The organism is Pseudomonas sp. 20-5 (genome assembly GCF_056782835.1).
Window position 1 is genome coordinate 1,081,667 of record NZ_CM165584.1, and the last position, 16,902, is coordinate 1,098,568.

The window sequence follows — 16,902 nt, forward strand, 5'->3', positions numbered from 1 at the left end:
ATGGGCGACGGCGGCGGCGAGGTGCTCTCCTACCATCGCCTCAGCATGCATCGCCCGGAGCGCTACGCACCCGGTCCCGGCGGACTGGACTGGGCGACCCAGCCGGCGCCGTTCCGCCAGTACCGGGGCTGCCGGCAAATCGAACTGCTGCATCGGCCGCTGGAGGAGTCGCCACCCTACGACGGGGTGTTTTCCGGGCCGGCGGCCGCGCCCTCTCGGCTCGATCGCCGCAGCCTCTCGCAGATGCTCTACGACGGATTGGCGCTGTCGGCCTGGAAGGAGGCCGGCGGCACTCGCTGGGCGCTGCGGGTCAATCCGTCGAGCGGCAACCTGCATCCCACCGAAGCCTACCTGCTGCTTCCCGGCGGTACCCTGGAGCCGGCGCCGCTGCTCGCCCACTACCGTCCCGACAAGCATGCCCTGGAGGTGCGCGGCGAACTGCCGGCGCCGCTGGCTTCGCTGCTGGATGACTGCTTGCCGCCCGGCGGCTGCCTCCTGGCATTGACCAGCGTGCCCTGGCGCGAGGCCTGGAAATACGGTGAGCGAGCCTATCGCTACTGCCAGCATGACCTCGGCCACGCGCTGGCCTGCCTCTCGATCGCCGCGGCGATCCAGGGCTGGGAGATGCGCCTGCTGCGCGGCGTCGCCGAAAGCGCACTGGACGGCCTGTTCGGCCTTGACCGGGACGGCTTCGCCGAGTGCGAGAGCGTCGACGCACTGTTCTGGATCGGGCCGGCGCTCACGCAGGAGCCTTCCCTTTCGCCGCGCCTGTGCGAAGGACTGGCGGCCCTGCCGTTGGCCGGCGCGCCGAACCGGCTGTCGCGGGAGTACCGGGACTGGCCGGAGTTGCAGCGGATACATGGGCTATGTCGGGCGCCGCGCCTGCCGGCACGCCCGTGGAGGGTCGCACCGGGCGAGCCCGGCAACGACAACCCCGGCCTGCCGCTGCGACCGCTGCTGCATCGGCGGCGTAGCGCGCAGCGCATGGACGGGCGCGCCGGCATCGATGTCGGGCTGCTGCGGGCCTGGCTGCGCAGGCTGCTGCCGGAGCGCTCGCCGGTGCCTTTCGCGGTCACCGGCGAGGCCGCGCGGGTCGATCTGCTGCTGTTCGTCCATCGCGTCCGGGGCCTGGTGCCGGGGTTGTACTGGCTGGACCGCAGCGGCCTGCGGCGGCCGCCGATGCGCGAGGACTTCCTCTGGCAGCACGTCGATCCGGAGTTGCCGCTGTACCTGTTGCAGGAAGGCGATGCACGCGCGCTGTCGGCGTATCTCTCCTGCCAGCAGGACATCGCCGGCGACGGCTGCGTCGCGCTCGCCATGCTCGCCCATCTCGGCGCGGCGCTCGAAGAAGGTCCCTGGTGCTATCCGCGGCTGTACTGGGAATGCGGGCAGGTCGGCCAGTTGCTCTACCTCGAGGCGGAGGCCGCCGGGCTGTCTGGGACGGGTATCGGCTGCTACTACGACCCCCTGGTGCATGAGCTGCTTGGACTAACGGATGAGTCCATGGCCAGTCTCTACCATTTCACCCTCGGCCGCGCGGTGTGGGACACTCGTCTTTGCAACATGCCCGCGTACCCGGCCATGCGCCGCGACTAGCCCGTCGACAGCCCGAATTCGAGGAAACACCCCATGACCCAGATACTGGACAACCTGGTGGCTTTGCTGAGCCTGGAACCCATCGAGGAGAACCTGTTCCGGGGCATGAGCCAGGATCTCGGCTTCCGCCAGCTCTATGGCGGCCAGGTCCTGGGGCAGGCGCTGTCGGCGGCCAGCCAGACGGTGGAGGACGATCGCCACGTACACTCCATGCACGGCTACTTCCTGCGTCCCGGCGACGCCAGCATGCCGGTGGTGTACCAGGTGGACCGGGTGCGCGACGGCGGCAGCTTCAGCACCCGCCGGGTCACCGCGATCCAGAAAGGCCAGCCGATCTTCACCCTGAGCAGCTCCTTCCAGTACGACGAGGAAGGTTTCCACCACCAGATCGAGATGCCCGAGGTGGTTGGCCCGGATAATCTGCCTTCGGAACTGGAGCTGACCCGCCAGCGCGCCGAGCGGATTCCCGAGCGCATCCGCGACAAGCTGCTGTATCCGAAGCCCATCGAGATTCGTCCGGTCACCCAGCACGCCCCCTACGACCCGCAGCCCGACGAACCGGTGAAGTACCTCTGGTTCCGTGCCGACGGCAAGCTGCCGGACGTCCCGGCGCTGCACAAGTACCTGCTGGCCTACGCCTCGGATTTCGGTTTCCTTACCACCTCGATGCAGCCCCATGCCGTTTCGGTGTGGCAGAAGACCATGCAGGTCGCCAGCCTCGACCACGCCCTGTGGTTCCACCGCGACCTGCGCGCGGACGAGTGGCTGCTCTACGCCATCGACAGCCCCTGGGCCGGCAACGCACGCGGTTTCGTGCGCGGCAGCATCTTCAACCAGAGCGGCCAGCTGGTCGCCTCGTCGAGCCAGGAAGGCCTGATCCGCAAGCGTGAGGACTGGGCGTGAGGCTGGCCGACATCCGCCACTGGGTGTTCGACATGGACGGCACCCTGACCCGGGCCGTGCACGACTTCCCGGCGATCCGCCGAGCGCTGGACATCCCCGAGCAGGACGACATCCTGCTGCACCTCGCCGCCCTGCCCGAGGCCGAGGCGGCGGCCAAGCACGCCTGGCTGCTCGAACACGAGCGCGCCCTGGCCGAGGCCGCGCGGCCGGCGCCGGGCGCACTGGAACTGGTGCGCGAGTTGCAGCGGCGCGGCGTGCGCCTGGGCATCCTGACCCGCAACGACCACCAGTTGGCGCTGATCACCCTCGAAGCGATCGGCCTGGGCGGCTGCTTCCCCACCGAGCACATCCTCGGGCGCGGCGAGGCGCGGCCCAAGCCGGACCCTGATGGCTTGCTGCGCATCGCCCGACGCTGGAACGTGACGCCGGCGGAGCTGGTGATGGTCGGCGACTACCGTTTCGACCTCGACTGCGGACGCGCCGCGGGTAGTCGCACGGTGCTGGTCAACCTGCCGGAAAACCCCTGGCCGGAGCTGGCCGACTGGCACGCTGCCGATTGCCATGCGTTGCTCGAGCAACTGCAAACGCCGTAGGAATATCCGGCGGAAAACCTCGAGGGCGGCAGCGCCAGCGGCTCCCCGAAAACGAAAAAAGCGCAGGAGGCCAGGCTCCTGCGCTTTTTTCCTGCGCATCCGTGCGGGATGCGGCGGCCGTTATCAGCCGTTGATCGCGTCGGTCAGTGCCTTGGCCGGAACGAACTTGGCTACACGCTTGGCAGCGATCTCGATCGCCTTGCCGGTCTGCGGGTTGCGGCCGGTGCGCGCGGGACGCTCGGAGACCTTCAGCTTGCCGATACCCGGCAGGGTGATTTCGCCATCGTTCTCCAGGGCGTCCTTGACGATCTCGGCGAGCTGGTCGAGCGCGCTGCGAACGGTGGTCTTCTGCGCGTCGATGGCTTCGGCGATGTCCTGGATCAGTTGGTCTTTGGTCAGTGCCATGGTGGTGTAGCTCCTTGGTAAAAGACTGCGCGAGGGGCCTCGCACAGAAACGGGCGTGATTTTAAACAGCTTGGCGCGAATAAGGTTCCCTTTTCTCCGCTTATTTGTTTCCTCGCACGACGCGCATGACAGAGCCGTTACAGAGGTTTTCGCGGCTGTCCGGAATGATGCCGGCGTCGGTTGCCCGACGCATCCTCATGGTTCTGCCAGGGGCGCATGCCTCCGGTTCTTAGTTAAGGATTATTGGTTATTTATAGGTTAGGGTTTCATCCATTAATGTTATAAGCAGGACATCCCGTCCCTTTCCATCACCGGAGCCTGCTTACCTCGCGCCAACGCCTGGCCCTCGCTCCCCGTTCGAGGTGCCGCATGAGCGAAGCCCGGCTCCACTCGCCCGACCCCAGGACACCGCGACCCATGGCCGGTTGGGCGGCAAGCCTGCGCGACAGTGGACTGCTGGCGCTGGCAGTGCCGCGCGTGTTCGCCGGCATGGAGCGGGACTGGGGGGAAATCTTCGCTGGCGTCCGCCACCTGGCCGAGCAGGAACTCGAGCTGGCACGGCGCCTGGCCCTGCATCATCTGCAGATCGCTTCCATTCGCCTGCTGGGTAGTCCTGAACAGCAGCGCCGCCTGTTGCCGGCCAGCGTCGAGCGCCGCTGGCTGTGGAGCGAGGCGGTCGATCTGCGGCGCGCCCAGCCCGAAGCGCAGGAGCACTGGCGGGGCGGTTTCCTGGTGGGTGGACGGGGTAGCGATTGCTTCGCCGTGGAAGACGTGGATCGCTTGCTGATCTCAGCCTGGCACGCGCCCTCCCGCGCTCACCTGATCGCTGTCGCCGAAACGGGGCGGGCAGGCATCGACATCTCCGGCCTCGCCGATGGCTCGGGGCTGTTCTTGCCCGCCGGGCAGCGGCTGCATTACCAGCGGCTGCGGCTGCATCCCGAGGACATCCTGGTGCCGCCCGGCCTGCCGCCGACCCCGTGCGGGCAACTGCGCGAAGGCTTGACCCGATTGGCCCAGGCCAACCTCGACCTGGGCCAGGCTGCGCGGGTGCCGGGCGACGTGGCGGGGCAGGGAGAGGCGCCGCGTCTCCTCGCCCTCGCGCTGCGTCTTGTCGAACTGGCGGCGGAGTCCTTCCAGGCGGCATTCGCCCGCGGCGGCGCGCTGACATTCCGCGAAAGCGCGGCGGCGTCGCTGCTGGCGAGCGAGGCGGAGGCGGTGGCCCGCGCCGGGCTGCTCGCCTGCCTGCGCCGACAGGCCCTGGAAGCCCGTTTGCTGGGCGCGGCCCTGTAGGGACGGGGGCATGGAGCAAGGGCGGAAGGGCATCCGGGGGCGCATTCGCGCTCATAAACTAATTCCAAAATATTATTTATATCGAGTTTTTTATATCTGTAATCTGCATCGCACCGGACCACCGGACTTGCTGTCGCCACCCATTGCCCGTCCCTGGTCCGTTCTCCTCCGGAGCGCGGCACCGTTGCCTCCGAGGTTCGCCCGATGAAACGCCCGAATTCCCTGCACCGCCTGGTGGCAGCCCTGGCCTTTGCCAGCCTTTCCGTCGCCGCCCAGGCCGCCGACATCACGGTCGGCTACCAGACCGGCATCGACCCGACCAAGGTGCCCCAGGCCGATGGCCTGTACGAGAAAGCCATCGGCGAGAAGATCGACTGGCGCCGCTTCAACAGCGGTCCGGAAGTGATCGCCGCGCTCGCCTCCGGAGACCTGCAACTCGGCAACATCGGGTCCAGCCCACTGGCAGCGGCGACCTCGCGGAAGCTGCCGATCGTCGCCTTCATCGTTTCCGCGCAGATCAACGCCGCCGAGGCGCTGGTGGTGCGCAATGGAAGCGGGATCGGGAAACCCGAGGACCTGGTCGGCAAGACCATCGCTACCCCGTTCGTTTCAACCTCCCACTACAGCCTGCTCGGCGCCCTCAAGCACTGGCAGATCGATCCGTCCAAGGTGAAGATCGTCAACCTCAACCCGGCCGAGATCGCTGCCGCCTGGCGTCGCGGCGACATCGACGGGGCCTTCGTCTGGTCGCCGGCGCTGGGCGAGATCAAGAAAAGCGGCAAGGTCCTCACCGACGCCGCCGAAGTCGGCCAGTGGGGTGCGCCGACATTCGAGGTGTGGGTGGCGCGCAAGGACTTCGCCGAGAAGCATCCTGAAATCGTCGCCCGCTTCGCCCGCGTCAGCCTCGATTCCTTCGCCGACTACAACGCGCACAAGGCCGAATGGACCGCCGACTCCGAGCCGGTGAAGAAGATCGCCCGGCTGACCGGCGCCGATCCCAGGGACGTCCCCGAACTGCTGGCCGGCTCGACCTTCCCGGAAAGCCAGGCGCAACTGTCCGCCGACCTGCTCGGCGGCGGCACCGCCAAGGCTATCGCCGGCACTGCCGAATTCCTCAAGGAACAGAAGCGCGTGCCGGCCGTCCTCGGCGACTACTCGCCCTACGTCAGCGCCGACTTCGTGCGCCAGGCGGAGCAGGTCCAGGTCGGCCAGCGCTGAATTCCGCGACTCCGCTCCGGCCTGTCGGAGCGGAGGCTTTCTTACCCTACGGAGGGCAGAACACATGAGCCGTCTGACGGCCGAGGCGATCAGCCTCTCATTCGAACAGCGCGGCCAGCGCCGCGCCATCCTCCGCGATCTCAGCCTGGGCCTGGCCAAGGGCGAGTCGCTGGTGGTGCTGGGTCCTTCGGGCTGCGGCAAGTCGACACTGCTGAACATCCTTGCCGGTTTCCAGAAGCCGGACCAGGGACGCGTGCAGATCGACGGCCGGACACTCGAAGGGCCTGGCGGCGAGCGCGGCGTGGTATTCCAGGACGACGCCCTGATGCCCTGGCTCAACGCCCTCGACAACGTCGCCCTGGGCCTGCGCATCCGTGGCCTGGGCAAGGCCGAGCGCACCGCGCGGGCGCGCCAGGTCCTGCAACTGGTGGGCCTCCAGGAGTACGCCGAGCAGTCCGTCGCTCAGCTCTCCGGCGGCCAGCGGCAACGCCTCGGGCTGGCACGCGCGCTGGCGGTCGAGCCGGACTTCCTGCTGCTCGACGAGCCGTTCGGCGCGCTCGACGCGCTGACCCGCGAGCGCATGCAGGTGCTCCTGCTGGACCTGTGGAAGCAGACCGGCAAGGGCCTCTTCCTGATCACCCACAGCGTCGACGAAGCCCTGTTCCTGGCTACCGACCTGGTGGTGATGGACGGCCCGCCGGCGCGCATCGTCAAGCGCCTGCCGGTGGACTTCGCGCGGCGTTACGCCGCCGGCGAAACGGTGCGTTCGATCAAGGCTGATCCCGAGTTCGGCCGTTTGCGCCAGGCGTTGCTGGACGAATTCCTCGATGTCGCGGAGGCCGAACATGCCCACTGATACCCTCGGACTCGCCGTTGCCAATCCTGTCCCGCGCAAGCGCCGTCTGCCCGGCGACCGTCGGCGCTGGGCCGCCGGTGCCAGCGTGCTGGCCCTGGCCCTGCTGTGGTGGGCGGCGACCCGTTTCGGCTGGGTCGACGTGCTGTTCCTGCCGGCGCCCGAACAGCTCTTCGAAGCTCTGCAACGGCTATGGCAGGAGGGCTACCTCGATGCCAGCCTGCTGCAACACGTCGGCACCAGTCTGCTGCGGGTGCTCCTGGCGCTCGGCGCGGCGGTGCTGACGGCGATCCCGCTGGGCGTGCTGATGGGCCTCAACCCCTTGGCCGGAGCGGCCCTCGATCCGCTGGTGGAGTTCTACCGGCCGATCCCGCCGTTGGCCTACCTGCCGTTGATCGTCATCTGGTTCGGCATCGGCGAGCTGAGCAAGGTGCTGCTGATCTACCTGGCGCTGTTCGCGCCGCTGCTGATCGCTACCGCCGCCGGCGTGCGTCGCGTCGACCGATCGCGGGTGCAGGCGGTGCGCTGCCTGGGGGCCAGCCGCTGGCAGGTGGTGCGCTACGTGATCCTGCCGAGTGCCTTGCCGGAGGTCCTCACCGGCCTGCGCATCGCCCTCGGCGTCGGCTGGTCGACCCTGGTCGCCGCCGAGCTGATCGCGGCCAACCGAGGCCTCGGCTTCATGGTCCAGTCCGCCGCGCAATTCCTCGCCACCGACGTGGTGGTGGTCGGCATCCTGCTGATCGCCGCCATCGCCCTGGCCTTCGAACTGGGGCTGCGCTGGGTCCAGCGGCGCTTCGCCGCCTGGGGTTGAGCGCGAGAGTCCCGAGTCATTTCCGAACCGGCCTTCACTCACGCGGCGAAGGCCGGAGCGAGGGCGCGCAGGGCGCGCCCGCAACCTGCCCGACGAGTAGCACGACATGAGCCTGACCATCCAACCCATCAGCCCGGCCCTGGGCGCCATCGTTTCCGGCATCGACCTCGGCGCGCCGCTGGACGACACCGGCCAGCGGGCCATCGAGCAGGCCCTGCTCGAACACCAGGTGCTGTTCTTCCGCGACCAGTCGCTGGAACCCAGGAGCCAGGCGCGCTTCGCCGCCCGCTTCGGCGACCTGCACATCCATCCTATCTACCCCAGCGTGCCGGAGCAGCCGGAGGTCATCGTCCTCGACACCGCGGTCACCGACGTGCGCGACAATGCCATCTGGCACACTGACGTGACCTTCCTCGAGACCCCGGCGCTGGGAGCCGTGCTCGCCGCCAAGCAATTGCCGCCGTACGGCGGCGACACCCTCTGGGCGAGCAGCACGGCGGCCTACGAGGCGCTGTCGGCGCCGCTGCGGCGTCTGCTGGACGGCCTCACGGCGACCCACGACATCGGCAAGTCCTTCCCCCGCGAACGCTTCGGCGTCACCGAGGCCGACCTGGCGCGCCTGGAGGAGGCCCGCCTGAAGAATCCGCCGCGCTCGCATCCGGTGGTGCGCACCCATCCGGTCACCGGGCGCAAGGGCCTGTTTGTCAGCGATGGCTTTACCACCCGCATCAACGAACTGGAGCCGGCCGAGAGCGATGCGCTGCTGAAGTTCCTCTTCGCCCATGCCACGCGACCTGAATTCACCGTGCGCTGGCGCTGGCAGGAAAACGACGTGGCGTTCTGGGACAACCGCGTGACGCAGCACTACGCGGTGGACGATTACCGGCCACAGCGGCGGGTCATGCATCGCGCCACCATCCTCGGCGACAAGCCCTTCTGACGACGCCGCGCGCGGGCTTCCTCCGGCGGCCCGCGCCGGCAACTGTCCGTTCCGCCAGCTTTTGCTCTCGAAAAGGTCGCCTCTGCGACATTCGCTGTCGTGTCCCGGCGTGCCGCTCTCGCCTAAGCTTGGCGGGTCCAATTGTTTCGAGAGTTTTCATCCATGCAAGAACGCATCCCGGATGAGCTGCCCCTGCCAGAGCTCACCCTGCGTGGCCTGATCCTCGGTGCGCTGATCACCGTGGTCTTCACCGCCTCCAACGTCTACCTCGGTCTGAAGGTCGGCCTGACCTTCGCCTCGTCGATCCCGGCGGCGGTGATCTCGATGGCCGTCCTGCGCTACTTCTCCGGCGCCAACATCCTCGAGAACAACATGGTGCAGACCCAGGCCTCGGCGGCCGGCACTCTGTCCTCGATCATCTTCATCCTTCCCGGCCTGCTGATGATCGGCTACTGGAGTGGCTTCCCGTTCTGGCAGACCGCGGCGATCTGCTCCATCGGCGGCATTCTCGGGGTGCTCTATACCATTCCGCTGCGCCGGGTGATGGTGGTGCAGAGCGAACTGCCGTATCCGGAAGGGGTGGCGGCGGCGGAAATCCTCCGGGTCGGCAGCGACGGCGCCGAGGACGAGGAAGACGCCCGCGCGCCGCGTGCCGCCGGTAACGCGCCGGGGCTCTACGACATCCTCGGCGGCGGCCTGGTGGCGGCGCTGTTCAGCCTCTGGAGCAGCGGCTTCAAGGTTCTCGCCGAAGGCTTCAGCGTCTGGCTCAGTGCCGGGCAGGCGGCGTTCCGCCTTTCCACCGGTTTTTCCCTGGCGCTGGTCGGTGCCGGCTACCTGATGGGCATCACCGCCGGCATCGCGATCCTCATCGGCGTGGTGATCTCCTGGGGCGTCGCGGTGCCGCTGCTGACCGTCAACAGCGTGCCGGCCGACGGCCAGAGCCTGTCGGACCTAGCCACCCAACTGTGGAGTTCGCAGGTGCGCTTCCTCGGCGCCGGCACCATCGGCGTGGCCGCGCTGTGGACCCTGGCGACCCTGTTCAAGCCGATGGTGCGGGGCGTCTGGGCCTCCCTCGGGGCAGTGCGCGGCAATAGCCAGGCGAACAGCCTGCGCACCGAGCTGGACATGCCGGCCAAGTGGATCCTGCTGATCGCCGGGATACTGCTGGTCTCGCTGTTCGTGGTCTTCAGCCACTTCCTCGGTGCCGCCGCGCCGGACATGGCCAGCCCGCAGTTCTGGAGTCTGGTGGCGGTATGCGTGGTGTTCGCCTTCTTCTTCGGCTTCCTGATCGCCGCCGCCTGCGGCTACATGGCCGGCCTGGTCGGTTCGTCGAGCAGTCCGATCTCGGGGATCGGAATCATCGCGGTCATCCTGGTGTCGTTGCTGATACTCGGCTTCGGCAGCATCGAGGGCGGCCTGCTGGACCGCCAGAACGGCAAGCTGGCGATCGCCCTGGCGCTGTTTACCACCTCGGTGGTGCTGGCCATCGCGGCGATCTCCAACGACAACCTGCAGGACCTCAAGACCGGCTACCTGGTCGGCGCCACGCCCTGGCGCCAGCAGGTCGCGCTGATCGTCGGCTGCATCGTCGGCGCGCTGGTGATCCCCCCGGTGCTGGAACTGCTCTACAGCGCCTACGGCTTCACCGGGGCCCTGCCGCGCGAGGGAATGGACCCCGGCCAGGCCCTGGCCGCGCCGCAGGCGACCCTGATGACGGCGATCGCCAGCGGGATTTTCCACGACGCGCTGAACTGGAACATGATCCTCATCGGCGTCGCCCTGGGCATCGCCCTGATCCTCGTCGACCTGCTCCTGCGCCGTACCGGCAAGGCCTGCCTGCCGGTGCTGGCGGTGGGCCTGGGGATCTACCTGCCGCCGACCATCGGCATGACCCTGGTGGTCGGTGCGCTGATTTCCTGGCTGCTGGAAAATGCCCTGAAGAAGCGTGCGGCGGCGGCCGGGGTCGACGAAGAGGCTTATGCCGAAGAGCCGAAGCGACGCGGCGTGCTGCTGGCTTCGGGGCTGATCGTCGGCGAGAGCCTGATGGGCATCCTGCTCGCCGGGGTGATCGGCGCCACCGGCGAGGACGCGCCGCTGGCGCTGGCCGGCGCCGGCTTCGCGGGCATCGCCCAGTGGCTGGGACTGGTGGTATTCGTCGCGATCTGCGTGCTGTTCTACCGGCGAGTGCTGGCGCGCTGAGGGATTCGCAGCTGCACGGGGATGGGATGTTGCCGCTAGCGTCATTCCCCGCGGTCAGGGACGGAGGATGAGGGAAGGGGCGCCCTGCGCGCCCCCTTTTCCTGCGCTCAACGCACCAGGTGCAGGAACTGCAGGTGCCGCTCGTACTGGTCGAGCATGTCGTTGATGATCTGCTCCTTGGTGTAGCCCATCAGATCGTAGTCCTGGCTACCTTCGGCGAGATGCACCTCGGCACGGAAGTAGCGGCGGTTCTTCAGGTGCAGGCCGCCCATGCCGGCACGCGCGAAGGACGGCGTGAAGTAGCCGCGCATCAGCACCTGGTAGAGGAACCGATGCTGTTCGCCATGACCGATCTCCAGGCTCAGCGAGGCGTTGCCCGGGTCGAGCTGGGCGTCCACCGCCAGGCCCTTCTCGCGGAACACCTCGGAAACCTCGCTGATCGCCGGGCGCACCACGTCGTTCATGAAGCGGTACACCTCGTCCCGCGAGGGGAAGTGCACGGCCTGCGACAGGCGTCGCTTCCAGCCGCCGGAGCGCTTGCCGTTGCCGCTCATCAGCGGCGCCAGGGAGTGGCTCCGCGCCCGCTGGCGCTGCGACTCCATGTAGAAGGCCTTGTGCAGGCCCCACATCATCAATAGCAGGATCAGCGAGAAGGGCAGGGAGGTCAGCACCACCGCCGACTTCAGCGCGTCGATGCTGCCGGCGAACAGCAGCCCGCCGGTGACCAGCGCGGTGACCGAGCCCCAGAACACCCGCAGCCACTTCGGTCCGTCGTCGTCGGCGCTGCCGCCGTGGGCGGAGAGGGTGGAGAGGACCACGGTGCCGGAGTCCGCCGAGGTGACGAAGAAGACGAAGCTCACCAGCACCGTGACGGTGATCACCGCGCGGCTCCAGGGGTAGTTCTGGAGCATCTGGTAGAGGGCCATCGACGGCTGCTCGATGGCCACCCGGCCGAGTTCGCTGGCGCCGCCGAGGGCCTGCTCCAGGGCGCTGTTGCCGAAGATCGACATCCACGCCAGGGTGAAGCCGAGCGGGATGAACAGCACGCCGAAGACGAATTCGCGGATCGTCCGGCCGCGCGAGATGCGCGCGATGAACAGGCCGACGAAGGGCGCCCAGGCGATCCACCAGGCCCAGTAGAACACCGTCCACGAGCCCAGCCAGTCGCTGGGGCCGCCGTAGGCGTAGAGGTCGAAGCTCTTGCCCGGCAGGTGGCCGAGGTAGTCGCCGACGTTCTGCACCAGGGTGTTGAGCAGGTGCTGGGTCGGACCGGCGAACAGCACGAACAGCAGCAGGCTGCAGGCCAGCAGCATGTTGATGTCGGAGAGGATGCGGATGCCCTTGTCGACCCCGGAGACCGCCACCGAGATCGCCGCGCCCATCATCAACACGATGAGCGCCATCTGCACCGGGTGGGTATGCGGGATGGCGTACAGGTAGTCCAGCCCGGAGTTGAGCTGGAGCACGCCGAAGCCCATGTCGGCGCCGAGGCCGAACACCGTGGCGATGATGCCGAAGCAGTCCACCGTGTAGCCGATCGGCCCGTTGATGCGCTTGCCGATCAACGGGTAGAGCGCCGAGCGCAGGGCCAGCGGCAGGTTGTGGCGGTAGGCGAAGTAGGCCAGCGCCATCGCCACCAGGGCGAATACGCCCCAGCCGTGCAGGCCCCAGTGCAGGAACAGCAGTTCCATGGCCTGCCGCGCGGCTTCCTGGGTACCGGCCTCGCCTTGCGGCGGCTGGAGGAAGTGGGTCAGCGGTTCGGATACGCAGAAGAAGAACAGGGTGATGCTGATGCCGGCGGCGAACAGCATGCCGGCCCAGGACAGGTAGCTGAATTCCGGCTCGTCGTGGTCGGCACCGAGCTTGATCTTGCCGTAGCCGGAAAGCGCGGTGACCACCACGAAGATCAGGTACAGCGTCATCGCCAGCAGGTAGTACCAGCCGACGGTCTGCGAGGCCCAGGTCTGCGCGGCCAGCAGCCATTCGCCGGCGCGCTGGGGGAAGCCGATGACCACTGCGGCGAACAGCAGGATCAGGATCGCCGCACCGTAGAACACCGGGGGATTCATGCGGATGGGCGTGGGGGTGGAGGGGGTGGCGGAGGGCGATTGTGCGTCAGTCAAAACAGGCTGGTCTCCTCGTCCTTAATTTGATCAAGCGTTCAATATAAACACGATCAAGGGCCCGGGAGCCAATCCTTCGGACGTATGGAAGCCTTCGGCGCCGCGCTTTTCCCGCACGTTCGCCGAAGGATTCCTTCAGTTCGCCGCCAGTCCCAAGCGCCGCCTTCCCGCCTCCTCGTCGCCGCCTGCCTGCTCGGTGGCCAGTTGCAGGAGCAGGGCCTGTATCTGCTCCAGCGACGGCGCTCCGGCTTGGCCGAGCAGGCGCCGCAGACCGGCCAGCGATGGGTCTGGCGTTGCCCCGCCAAAATTCAGATGCTGCGGCAGGATTTCTTCCTTGTCGCTGACCAGCAGGGCGAAGTGGACGACGTTTTCCAGCTCGCGGATGTTGCCTGGCCAGGGATAGCTCTCGAGGATCCGCTGGGTTTCCACGCCGATGGCCGGCACCGGCAGGTCCAGGCGCTGGGCATAGACGCCGACGAAGTATTCCGCCAGCGGCAGGATGTCTCCCGGACGTTCGCGCAATGGCGGCAGGCTCAGGCGGCCGTCGTGCAGGTATTGTTGCAGGCCGGCCAGGAACTTGCCGGCGCGCACCGCCTGGTCCAGGTCGACGCTGGTGGCGGTGACCAGGCGCACGTCATGGGGAATCGGCTGCTGCGCGCCGACCCGCAGCACCTCGCGTTCCTCCAGCGTCTGTAGCAGCCTGGTCTGCAGCGTCAGCGGCAGGTCGGCGATCTCGTCCAGGTACAGGGTGCCGCCATTGGCCGAACCGAACCAGCCGGCGCGGCTGCCGACCGGGCCGTTGTGGGTACCGGGGGCATAGCCGAACAGCTCGGCTTCGGCGTGGTTGCGACTGAGGGCGCTGCAACTGACCGCGACGAACAGACCGGCGCGTTCGCTGTGGCGGTGGATCTGCCGGGCGAGCAGCTCCTTGCCGGTGCCGGTCTCGCCTTCGATCAGCACCGGCTGGCCCTGTGGCGCGAGGCGCTCGAGTTCTTCGCGGACCCGGTGCGAGCGTGGGTCGAAGAACACCAGGGCCTTGGCGCGGATGCTCAGCGGACTGCGGTCGGCGTCGGGGAAGGTCAGCGGCGCGGGGCGTGGTTTCTCGCTCATGGGTAACTCCTTGGCGGCACGGGGCGCCTCCAGCGCCTGCGCCGCGACGACGGCCGGAACGGCTGCGGGCGGGGGCCGTTGCGGAAAAAGAAACGCCGGTGCAAGCCATGCGACACCGGCGTGAACAAGGGGCGCTGCAACGGCGCCCAGCGTGGGAGTCGGGACGGGCTGGGGTCAGAAGGCCGGGACCACCGCGCCGGCATATTTCTTCTCGATGAAGGCTTTCACTTCCGGGCTGGTCAGCGCGGCGGAAAGCTTCTTCAGGGCGTCGCTATCCTTGTTGTCAGGACGCGCCACCAGGTAGTTCACATAGGGCGAATCGCGGTCTTCCAGGACCAGCGCGTCCTTGGCCGGGTTGAGCTTGGCCTCCAGCGCGTAGTTGGTGTTGATCAGGTCCAGGTCGACCTGGTCCAGCACGCGCGGCAGCAGGGCCGATTCGAGTTCCTTGAATTTCAGGTTCTTCGGGTTCTCGGCGATGTCCTTGGGCGTGGCCAGGGCGTTGTTCGGATCCTTCAACTTGAGCAGGCCGGCCTTCTGCAACAGCAGCAGGGCGCGCCCGCTGTTGCTGCCTTCGTTGGGAATGGCGACGGTGGCGCCGTCGGGCAACTCGGCCAGCGACTTGTATTTCCTCGAATAACCACCGAAGGGCTCGACGTGTACGCCGACCACGGTGACCAGGTTGGTGCCCTTGCCTTTGTTGAAGTTCTCCAGGTACGGCAGGGTCTGGAAGTAGTTGGCGTCCAGGCGCTTCTCGGCGACCTGCACGTTGGGCTGCACGTAGTCGGTGAACACCTTGATCTGCAGGTCGACGCCTTCCTTCGCCAGGGTCGGCTTGATCAGCTCGAGGATTTCCGCGTGGGGGATCGGCGTGGCGGCGACGAGGAGCTTTTCCGCTGCGTTGGCGGAAACGCTGATGACGGAGGCCAGGGCAGTCAGCAGGAGCAGTTTTTTCATTCTTCGATCCTTGTAGGGCGATGTCCGCCGCTGCGTTCAGGGCGGTGAAGGAGGGGCGCCAACACGCGAGGGGCGGCTTGAAGGGGAGAGTAGCGACTCTTTTTATTCCATAAAAATATTATTTGTTTATTTTTATATTCTATTAATGAATATGAGAGAGCTGAGGCAATTTGTCTCGCGACAACCGACCACAGCAGGACGGTCTAGGCTAACGGGTAAGATTTTCGTACCGAATTGCTCTGCATCAAGGCGGGCGGTCCGGGAATCTGCTTGCGACCCTTCCCGCATTCCTGCCATCCAGGGCTGCGGTCGCTTTCCAATGACAAGAACGATAGCTGAAGGATGTGTTCCAAAACCTTGCGTAGCGTTGCGCGTGAGGAAGCACGGCCGAATCCGCACGTAAGCCGGAAGGGCCGAGAACCTGAAGAGGAGTTGCCATGTTCGGATTGGAGGCTATCGACCTTGCCCGCATCCAGTTCGCGTTCACCGTGTCCTTCCACATCATCTTCCCGGCGATCACCATCGGGTTGGCCAGCTACCTGGCCGTACTGGAAGGCCTCTGGCTGAAAACGAACGAAGAGGTCTACCGCGACCTCTATCATTTCTGGTCGAAGATTTTCGCGGTCAACTTCGGCATGGGCGTGGTGTCCGGGCTGGTCATGGCGTACCAGTTCGGCACCAACTGGAGCCATTTCTCCGACTTCGCCGGGTCCATCACCGGTCCGCTGCTGACCTACGAGGTGCTCACCGCGTTCTTCCTCGAGGCCGGTTTCCTCGGGGTCATGCTGTTCGGCTGGAACCGCGTGGGACCGGGCCTGCATTTCTTCGCCACGGTGATGGTGGCGATCGGCACGCTGATCTCGACGTTCTGGATCCTCGCTTCCAACAGCTGGATGCAGACCCCGCAGGGTTTCGAGATCGTCGACGGCCGGGTGATCCCGGTGGACTGGCTGGCGGTGATCTTCAACCCGTCGTTCCCCTACCGCCTGCTGCACATGTCGGTCGCCGCGTTCCTCGCCACCGCCTTCTTCGTCGGCGCCTCGGCCGCCTGGCACCTGCTGCGCGGGCGCGACAACCCGGCGATCCGCAAGATGCTCTCGATGGCCATGTGGATGGCGCTGATCGTCGCCCCGGTACAGGCGCTGATCGGCGACGCCCATGGCCTCAATACCCTGGAGCACCAGCCGGCGAAGATCGCCGCGATGGAAGGCCACTGGGACAACAGCAGCGGCGAGCCGACCCCGCTGATCCTGTTCGGCTGGCCGGACATGCAGCGCGAGGAAACCCGCTTCAAGGTGGAGATCCCGGTGCTCGGCAGCCTGATCCTCAAGCACAGCCTGACCGAGCCGATCCCGGCGCTGAAGGACTTCCCGCCGGAAGACCGGCCGAACTCCACCGTGGTGTTCTGGTCGTTCCGGATCATGGCCGGCCTCGGCATGCTGATGATCCTGGTCGGCGTCTGGAGCCTGTGGCTGCGCTGGCGCGGCCAGGACAAGCTGTTCAACTCGAAGGCCTTCCTGCGCCTGACCCTGCTGATGGGACCGTCCGGCCTGATCGCGATCCTCGCCGGCTGGTTCACCACCGAGATGGGCCGCCAGCCCTGGGTGGTCTACGGACTGATGCGCACCGCCGACGCCTCCTCGGCGCAGAGCGTGACGCAGATGAGCCTGACCCTGCTGACCTTCGTGGTGGTGTACTTCTCGCTGTTCGGCGTCGGTATCGGCTACATGATGCGCCTGGTGCGCAAGGGCCCGGTCACCCATGAGGGACGCGAGACCAACCCGGGAGGCGCCGGGCAGAAGCGCACGCCGGCACGGCCGTTGTCGGCCGCCGGCGAAGGTTTCGACGAAGAGCACGACGGCCACGCGCAAGCGGCCGACCGCGACCAGGACAAGAGGAACTGAGAC

Annotated in this window: 14 protein-coding genes; 10 read left to right on the plus strand and 4 right to left on the minus strand. The window is 67.2% G+C overall.

Going from position 1 to position 16,902, the window contains the following annotated elements:
• The 3 genes from AC1RB9_RS05110 to AC1RB9_RS05120 are packed head-to-tail and all read left to right on the plus strand — an operon-like array spanning position 1 to position 3,092.
• Positions 1-1,596, plus strand: coding sequence for a SagB/ThcOx family dehydrogenase (locus AC1RB9_RS05110; protein ID WP_003453913.1), 1,596 nt, complete (start codon positions 1-3; stop codon positions 1,594-1,596).
• A 33-nt stretch (positions 1,597-1,629) separates the two neighbouring features.
• Positions 1,630-2,499, plus strand: coding sequence for an acyl-CoA thioesterase II (gene tesB / locus AC1RB9_RS05115; protein WP_003453908.1), 870 nt, complete (start codon positions 1,630-1,632; stop codon positions 2,497-2,499).
• Positions 2,496-3,092, plus strand: a complete 597-nt coding sequence (locus AC1RB9_RS05120) for an HAD family hydrolase (protein ID WP_003107576.1) — start codon at positions 2,496-2,498, stop codon at positions 3,090-3,092. Before tesB ends, AC1RB9_RS05120 begins: the two co-directional genes overlap by 4 nt.
• Before the next feature lie 123 nt (positions 3,093-3,215).
• On the opposite strand, the gene AC1RB9_RS05125 is transcribed toward AC1RB9_RS05120, so the two are convergent.
• Positions 3,216-3,542, minus strand: a complete 327-nt coding sequence (locus AC1RB9_RS05125; RefSeq protein WP_223198316.1) for an HU family DNA-binding protein — start codon at positions 3,540-3,542, stop codon at positions 3,216-3,218.
• Between the two features lie 324 nt (positions 3,543-3,866).
• On the opposite strand from AC1RB9_RS05125, the gene AC1RB9_RS05130 reads away from it, so the two are divergent.
• From AC1RB9_RS05130 to AC1RB9_RS05155, 6 genes are all read left to right on the plus strand, one after another.
• On the plus strand, positions 3,867-4,787 hold the full coding sequence (locus tag AC1RB9_RS05130) for an acyl-CoA dehydrogenase family protein (RefSeq protein ID WP_003143037.1): 921 nt from the start codon (positions 3,867-3,869) through the stop codon (positions 4,785-4,787).
• A 204-nt stretch (positions 4,788-4,991) separates the two neighbouring features.
• Positions 4,992-6,005 (plus strand): taurine ABC transporter substrate-binding protein, encoded by a 1,014-nt coding sequence (gene tauA, locus AC1RB9_RS05135; RefSeq protein WP_003114314.1) that lies wholly within the window; start codon positions 4,992-4,994, stop codon positions 6,003-6,005.
• Positions 6,006-6,069: 64 nt separating this feature from the next.
• Positions 6,070-6,861, plus strand: a complete 792-nt coding sequence (locus AC1RB9_RS05140) for a taurine ABC transporter ATP-binding protein (protein WP_003114313.1) — start codon at positions 6,070-6,072, stop codon at positions 6,859-6,861.
• Entirely contained in the window at positions 6,851-7,669 is an 819-nt protein-coding gene (locus AC1RB9_RS05145; RefSeq protein ID WP_003114312.1) for an ABC transporter permease subunit, read from the plus strand. The genes AC1RB9_RS05140 and AC1RB9_RS05145 overlap by 11 nt, the downstream gene beginning before the upstream one ends.
• A gap of 106 nt (positions 7,670-7,775) precedes the next feature.
• Positions 7,776-8,609, plus strand: a complete 834-nt coding sequence (gene tauD / locus AC1RB9_RS05150) for a taurine dioxygenase (protein ID WP_003114311.1) — start codon at positions 7,776-7,778, stop codon at positions 8,607-8,609.
• A 162-nt stretch (positions 8,610-8,771) separates the two neighbouring features.
• Positions 8,772-10,808, plus strand: coding sequence for an OPT family oligopeptide transporter (locus AC1RB9_RS05155; protein WP_003453905.1), 2,037 nt, complete (start codon positions 8,772-8,774; stop codon positions 10,806-10,808).
• Positions 10,809-10,915: 107 nt separating this feature from the next.
• Here the strand turns inward: AC1RB9_RS05155 and betT are convergent, their stop codons facing one another.
• From betT to AC1RB9_RS05170, 3 genes are all read right to left on the minus strand, one after another.
• Positions 10,916-12,877 carry a choline BCCT transporter BetT gene (gene betT, locus AC1RB9_RS05160; RefSeq protein WP_003119234.1) on the minus strand — a complete coding sequence of 654 codons (1,962 nt, stop codon included), beginning with the start codon at positions 12,875-12,877 and terminating at the stop codon, positions 10,916-10,918.
• Between the two features lie 189 nt (positions 12,878-13,066).
• A complete protein-coding gene (locus tag AC1RB9_RS05165) occupies positions 13,067-14,041 on the minus strand; it encodes a sigma 54-interacting transcriptional regulator (RefSeq protein ID WP_003453904.1) in 975 nt (324 codons plus the stop codon).
• Positions 14,042-14,215: 174 nt separating this feature from the next.
• The gene (locus AC1RB9_RS05170) at positions 14,216-14,995 is read right to left on the minus strand and encodes a MetQ/NlpA family ABC transporter substrate-binding protein (RefSeq protein ID WP_003118275.1); all 780 of its coding nucleotides are present in this window, start codon (positions 14,993-14,995) and stop codon (positions 14,216-14,218) included.
• A gap of 437 nt (positions 14,996-15,432) precedes the next feature.
• Here AC1RB9_RS05170 and cioA point away from each other — a divergent pair, with 437 nt between their 5' ends.
• A complete protein-coding gene (gene cioA, locus AC1RB9_RS05175; protein ID WP_003103027.1) occupies positions 15,433-16,899 on the plus strand; it encodes a cyanide-insensitive cytochrome bd quinol oxidase subunit I in 1,467 nt (488 codons plus the stop codon).
• Positions 16,900-16,902 lie beyond the last annotated feature (3 nt).

What these genes read in the sequence shown, in the direction of transcription:
- AC1RB9_RS05110 (WP_003453913.1), top strand. Translation starts at nt 1, where the DNA reads ATGGGCGACGGCGGCGGCGAGGTGCTCTCCTACCATCGCCTCAGCATG.
- tesB (WP_003453908.1), top strand. Translation starts at nt 1,630, where the DNA reads ATGACCCAGATACTGGACAACCTGGTGGCTTTGCTGAGCCTGGAACCC.
- AC1RB9_RS05130 (WP_003143037.1), top strand. Translation starts at nt 3,867, where the DNA reads ATGAGCGAAGCCCGGCTCCACTCGCCCGACCCCAGGACACCGCGACCC.
- tauA (WP_003114314.1), top strand. Translation starts at nt 4,992, where the DNA reads ATGAAACGCCCGAATTCCCTGCACCGCCTGGTGGCAGCCCTGGCCTTT.
- AC1RB9_RS05140 (WP_003114313.1), top strand. Translation starts at nt 6,070, where the DNA reads ATGAGCCGTCTGACGGCCGAGGCGATCAGCCTCTCATTCGAACAGCGC.
- AC1RB9_RS05145 (WP_003114312.1), top strand. Translation starts at nt 6,851, where the DNA reads ATGCCCACTGATACCCTCGGACTCGCCGTTGCCAATCCTGTCCCGCGC.
- tauD (WP_003114311.1), top strand. Translation starts at nt 7,776, where the DNA reads ATGAGCCTGACCATCCAACCCATCAGCCCGGCCCTGGGCGCCATCGTT.
- AC1RB9_RS05155 (WP_003453905.1), top strand. Translation starts at nt 8,772, where the DNA reads ATGCAAGAACGCATCCCGGATGAGCTGCCCCTGCCAGAGCTCACCCTG.
- betT (WP_003119234.1), bottom strand. Translation starts at nt 12,877, where the DNA reads ATGAATCCCCCGGTGTTCTACGGTGCGGCGATCCTGATCCTGCTGTTC.
- AC1RB9_RS05165 (WP_003453904.1), bottom strand. Translation starts at nt 14,041, where the DNA reads ATGAGCGAGAAACCACGCCCCGCGCCGCTGACCTTCCCCGACGCCGAC.
- AC1RB9_RS05170 (WP_003118275.1), bottom strand. Translation starts at nt 14,995, where the DNA reads ATGAAAAAACTGCTCCTGCTGACTGCCCTGGCCTCCGTCATCAGCGTT.
- cioA (WP_003103027.1), top strand. Translation starts at nt 15,433, where the DNA reads ATGTTCGGATTGGAGGCTATCGACCTTGCCCGCATCCAGTTCGCGTTC.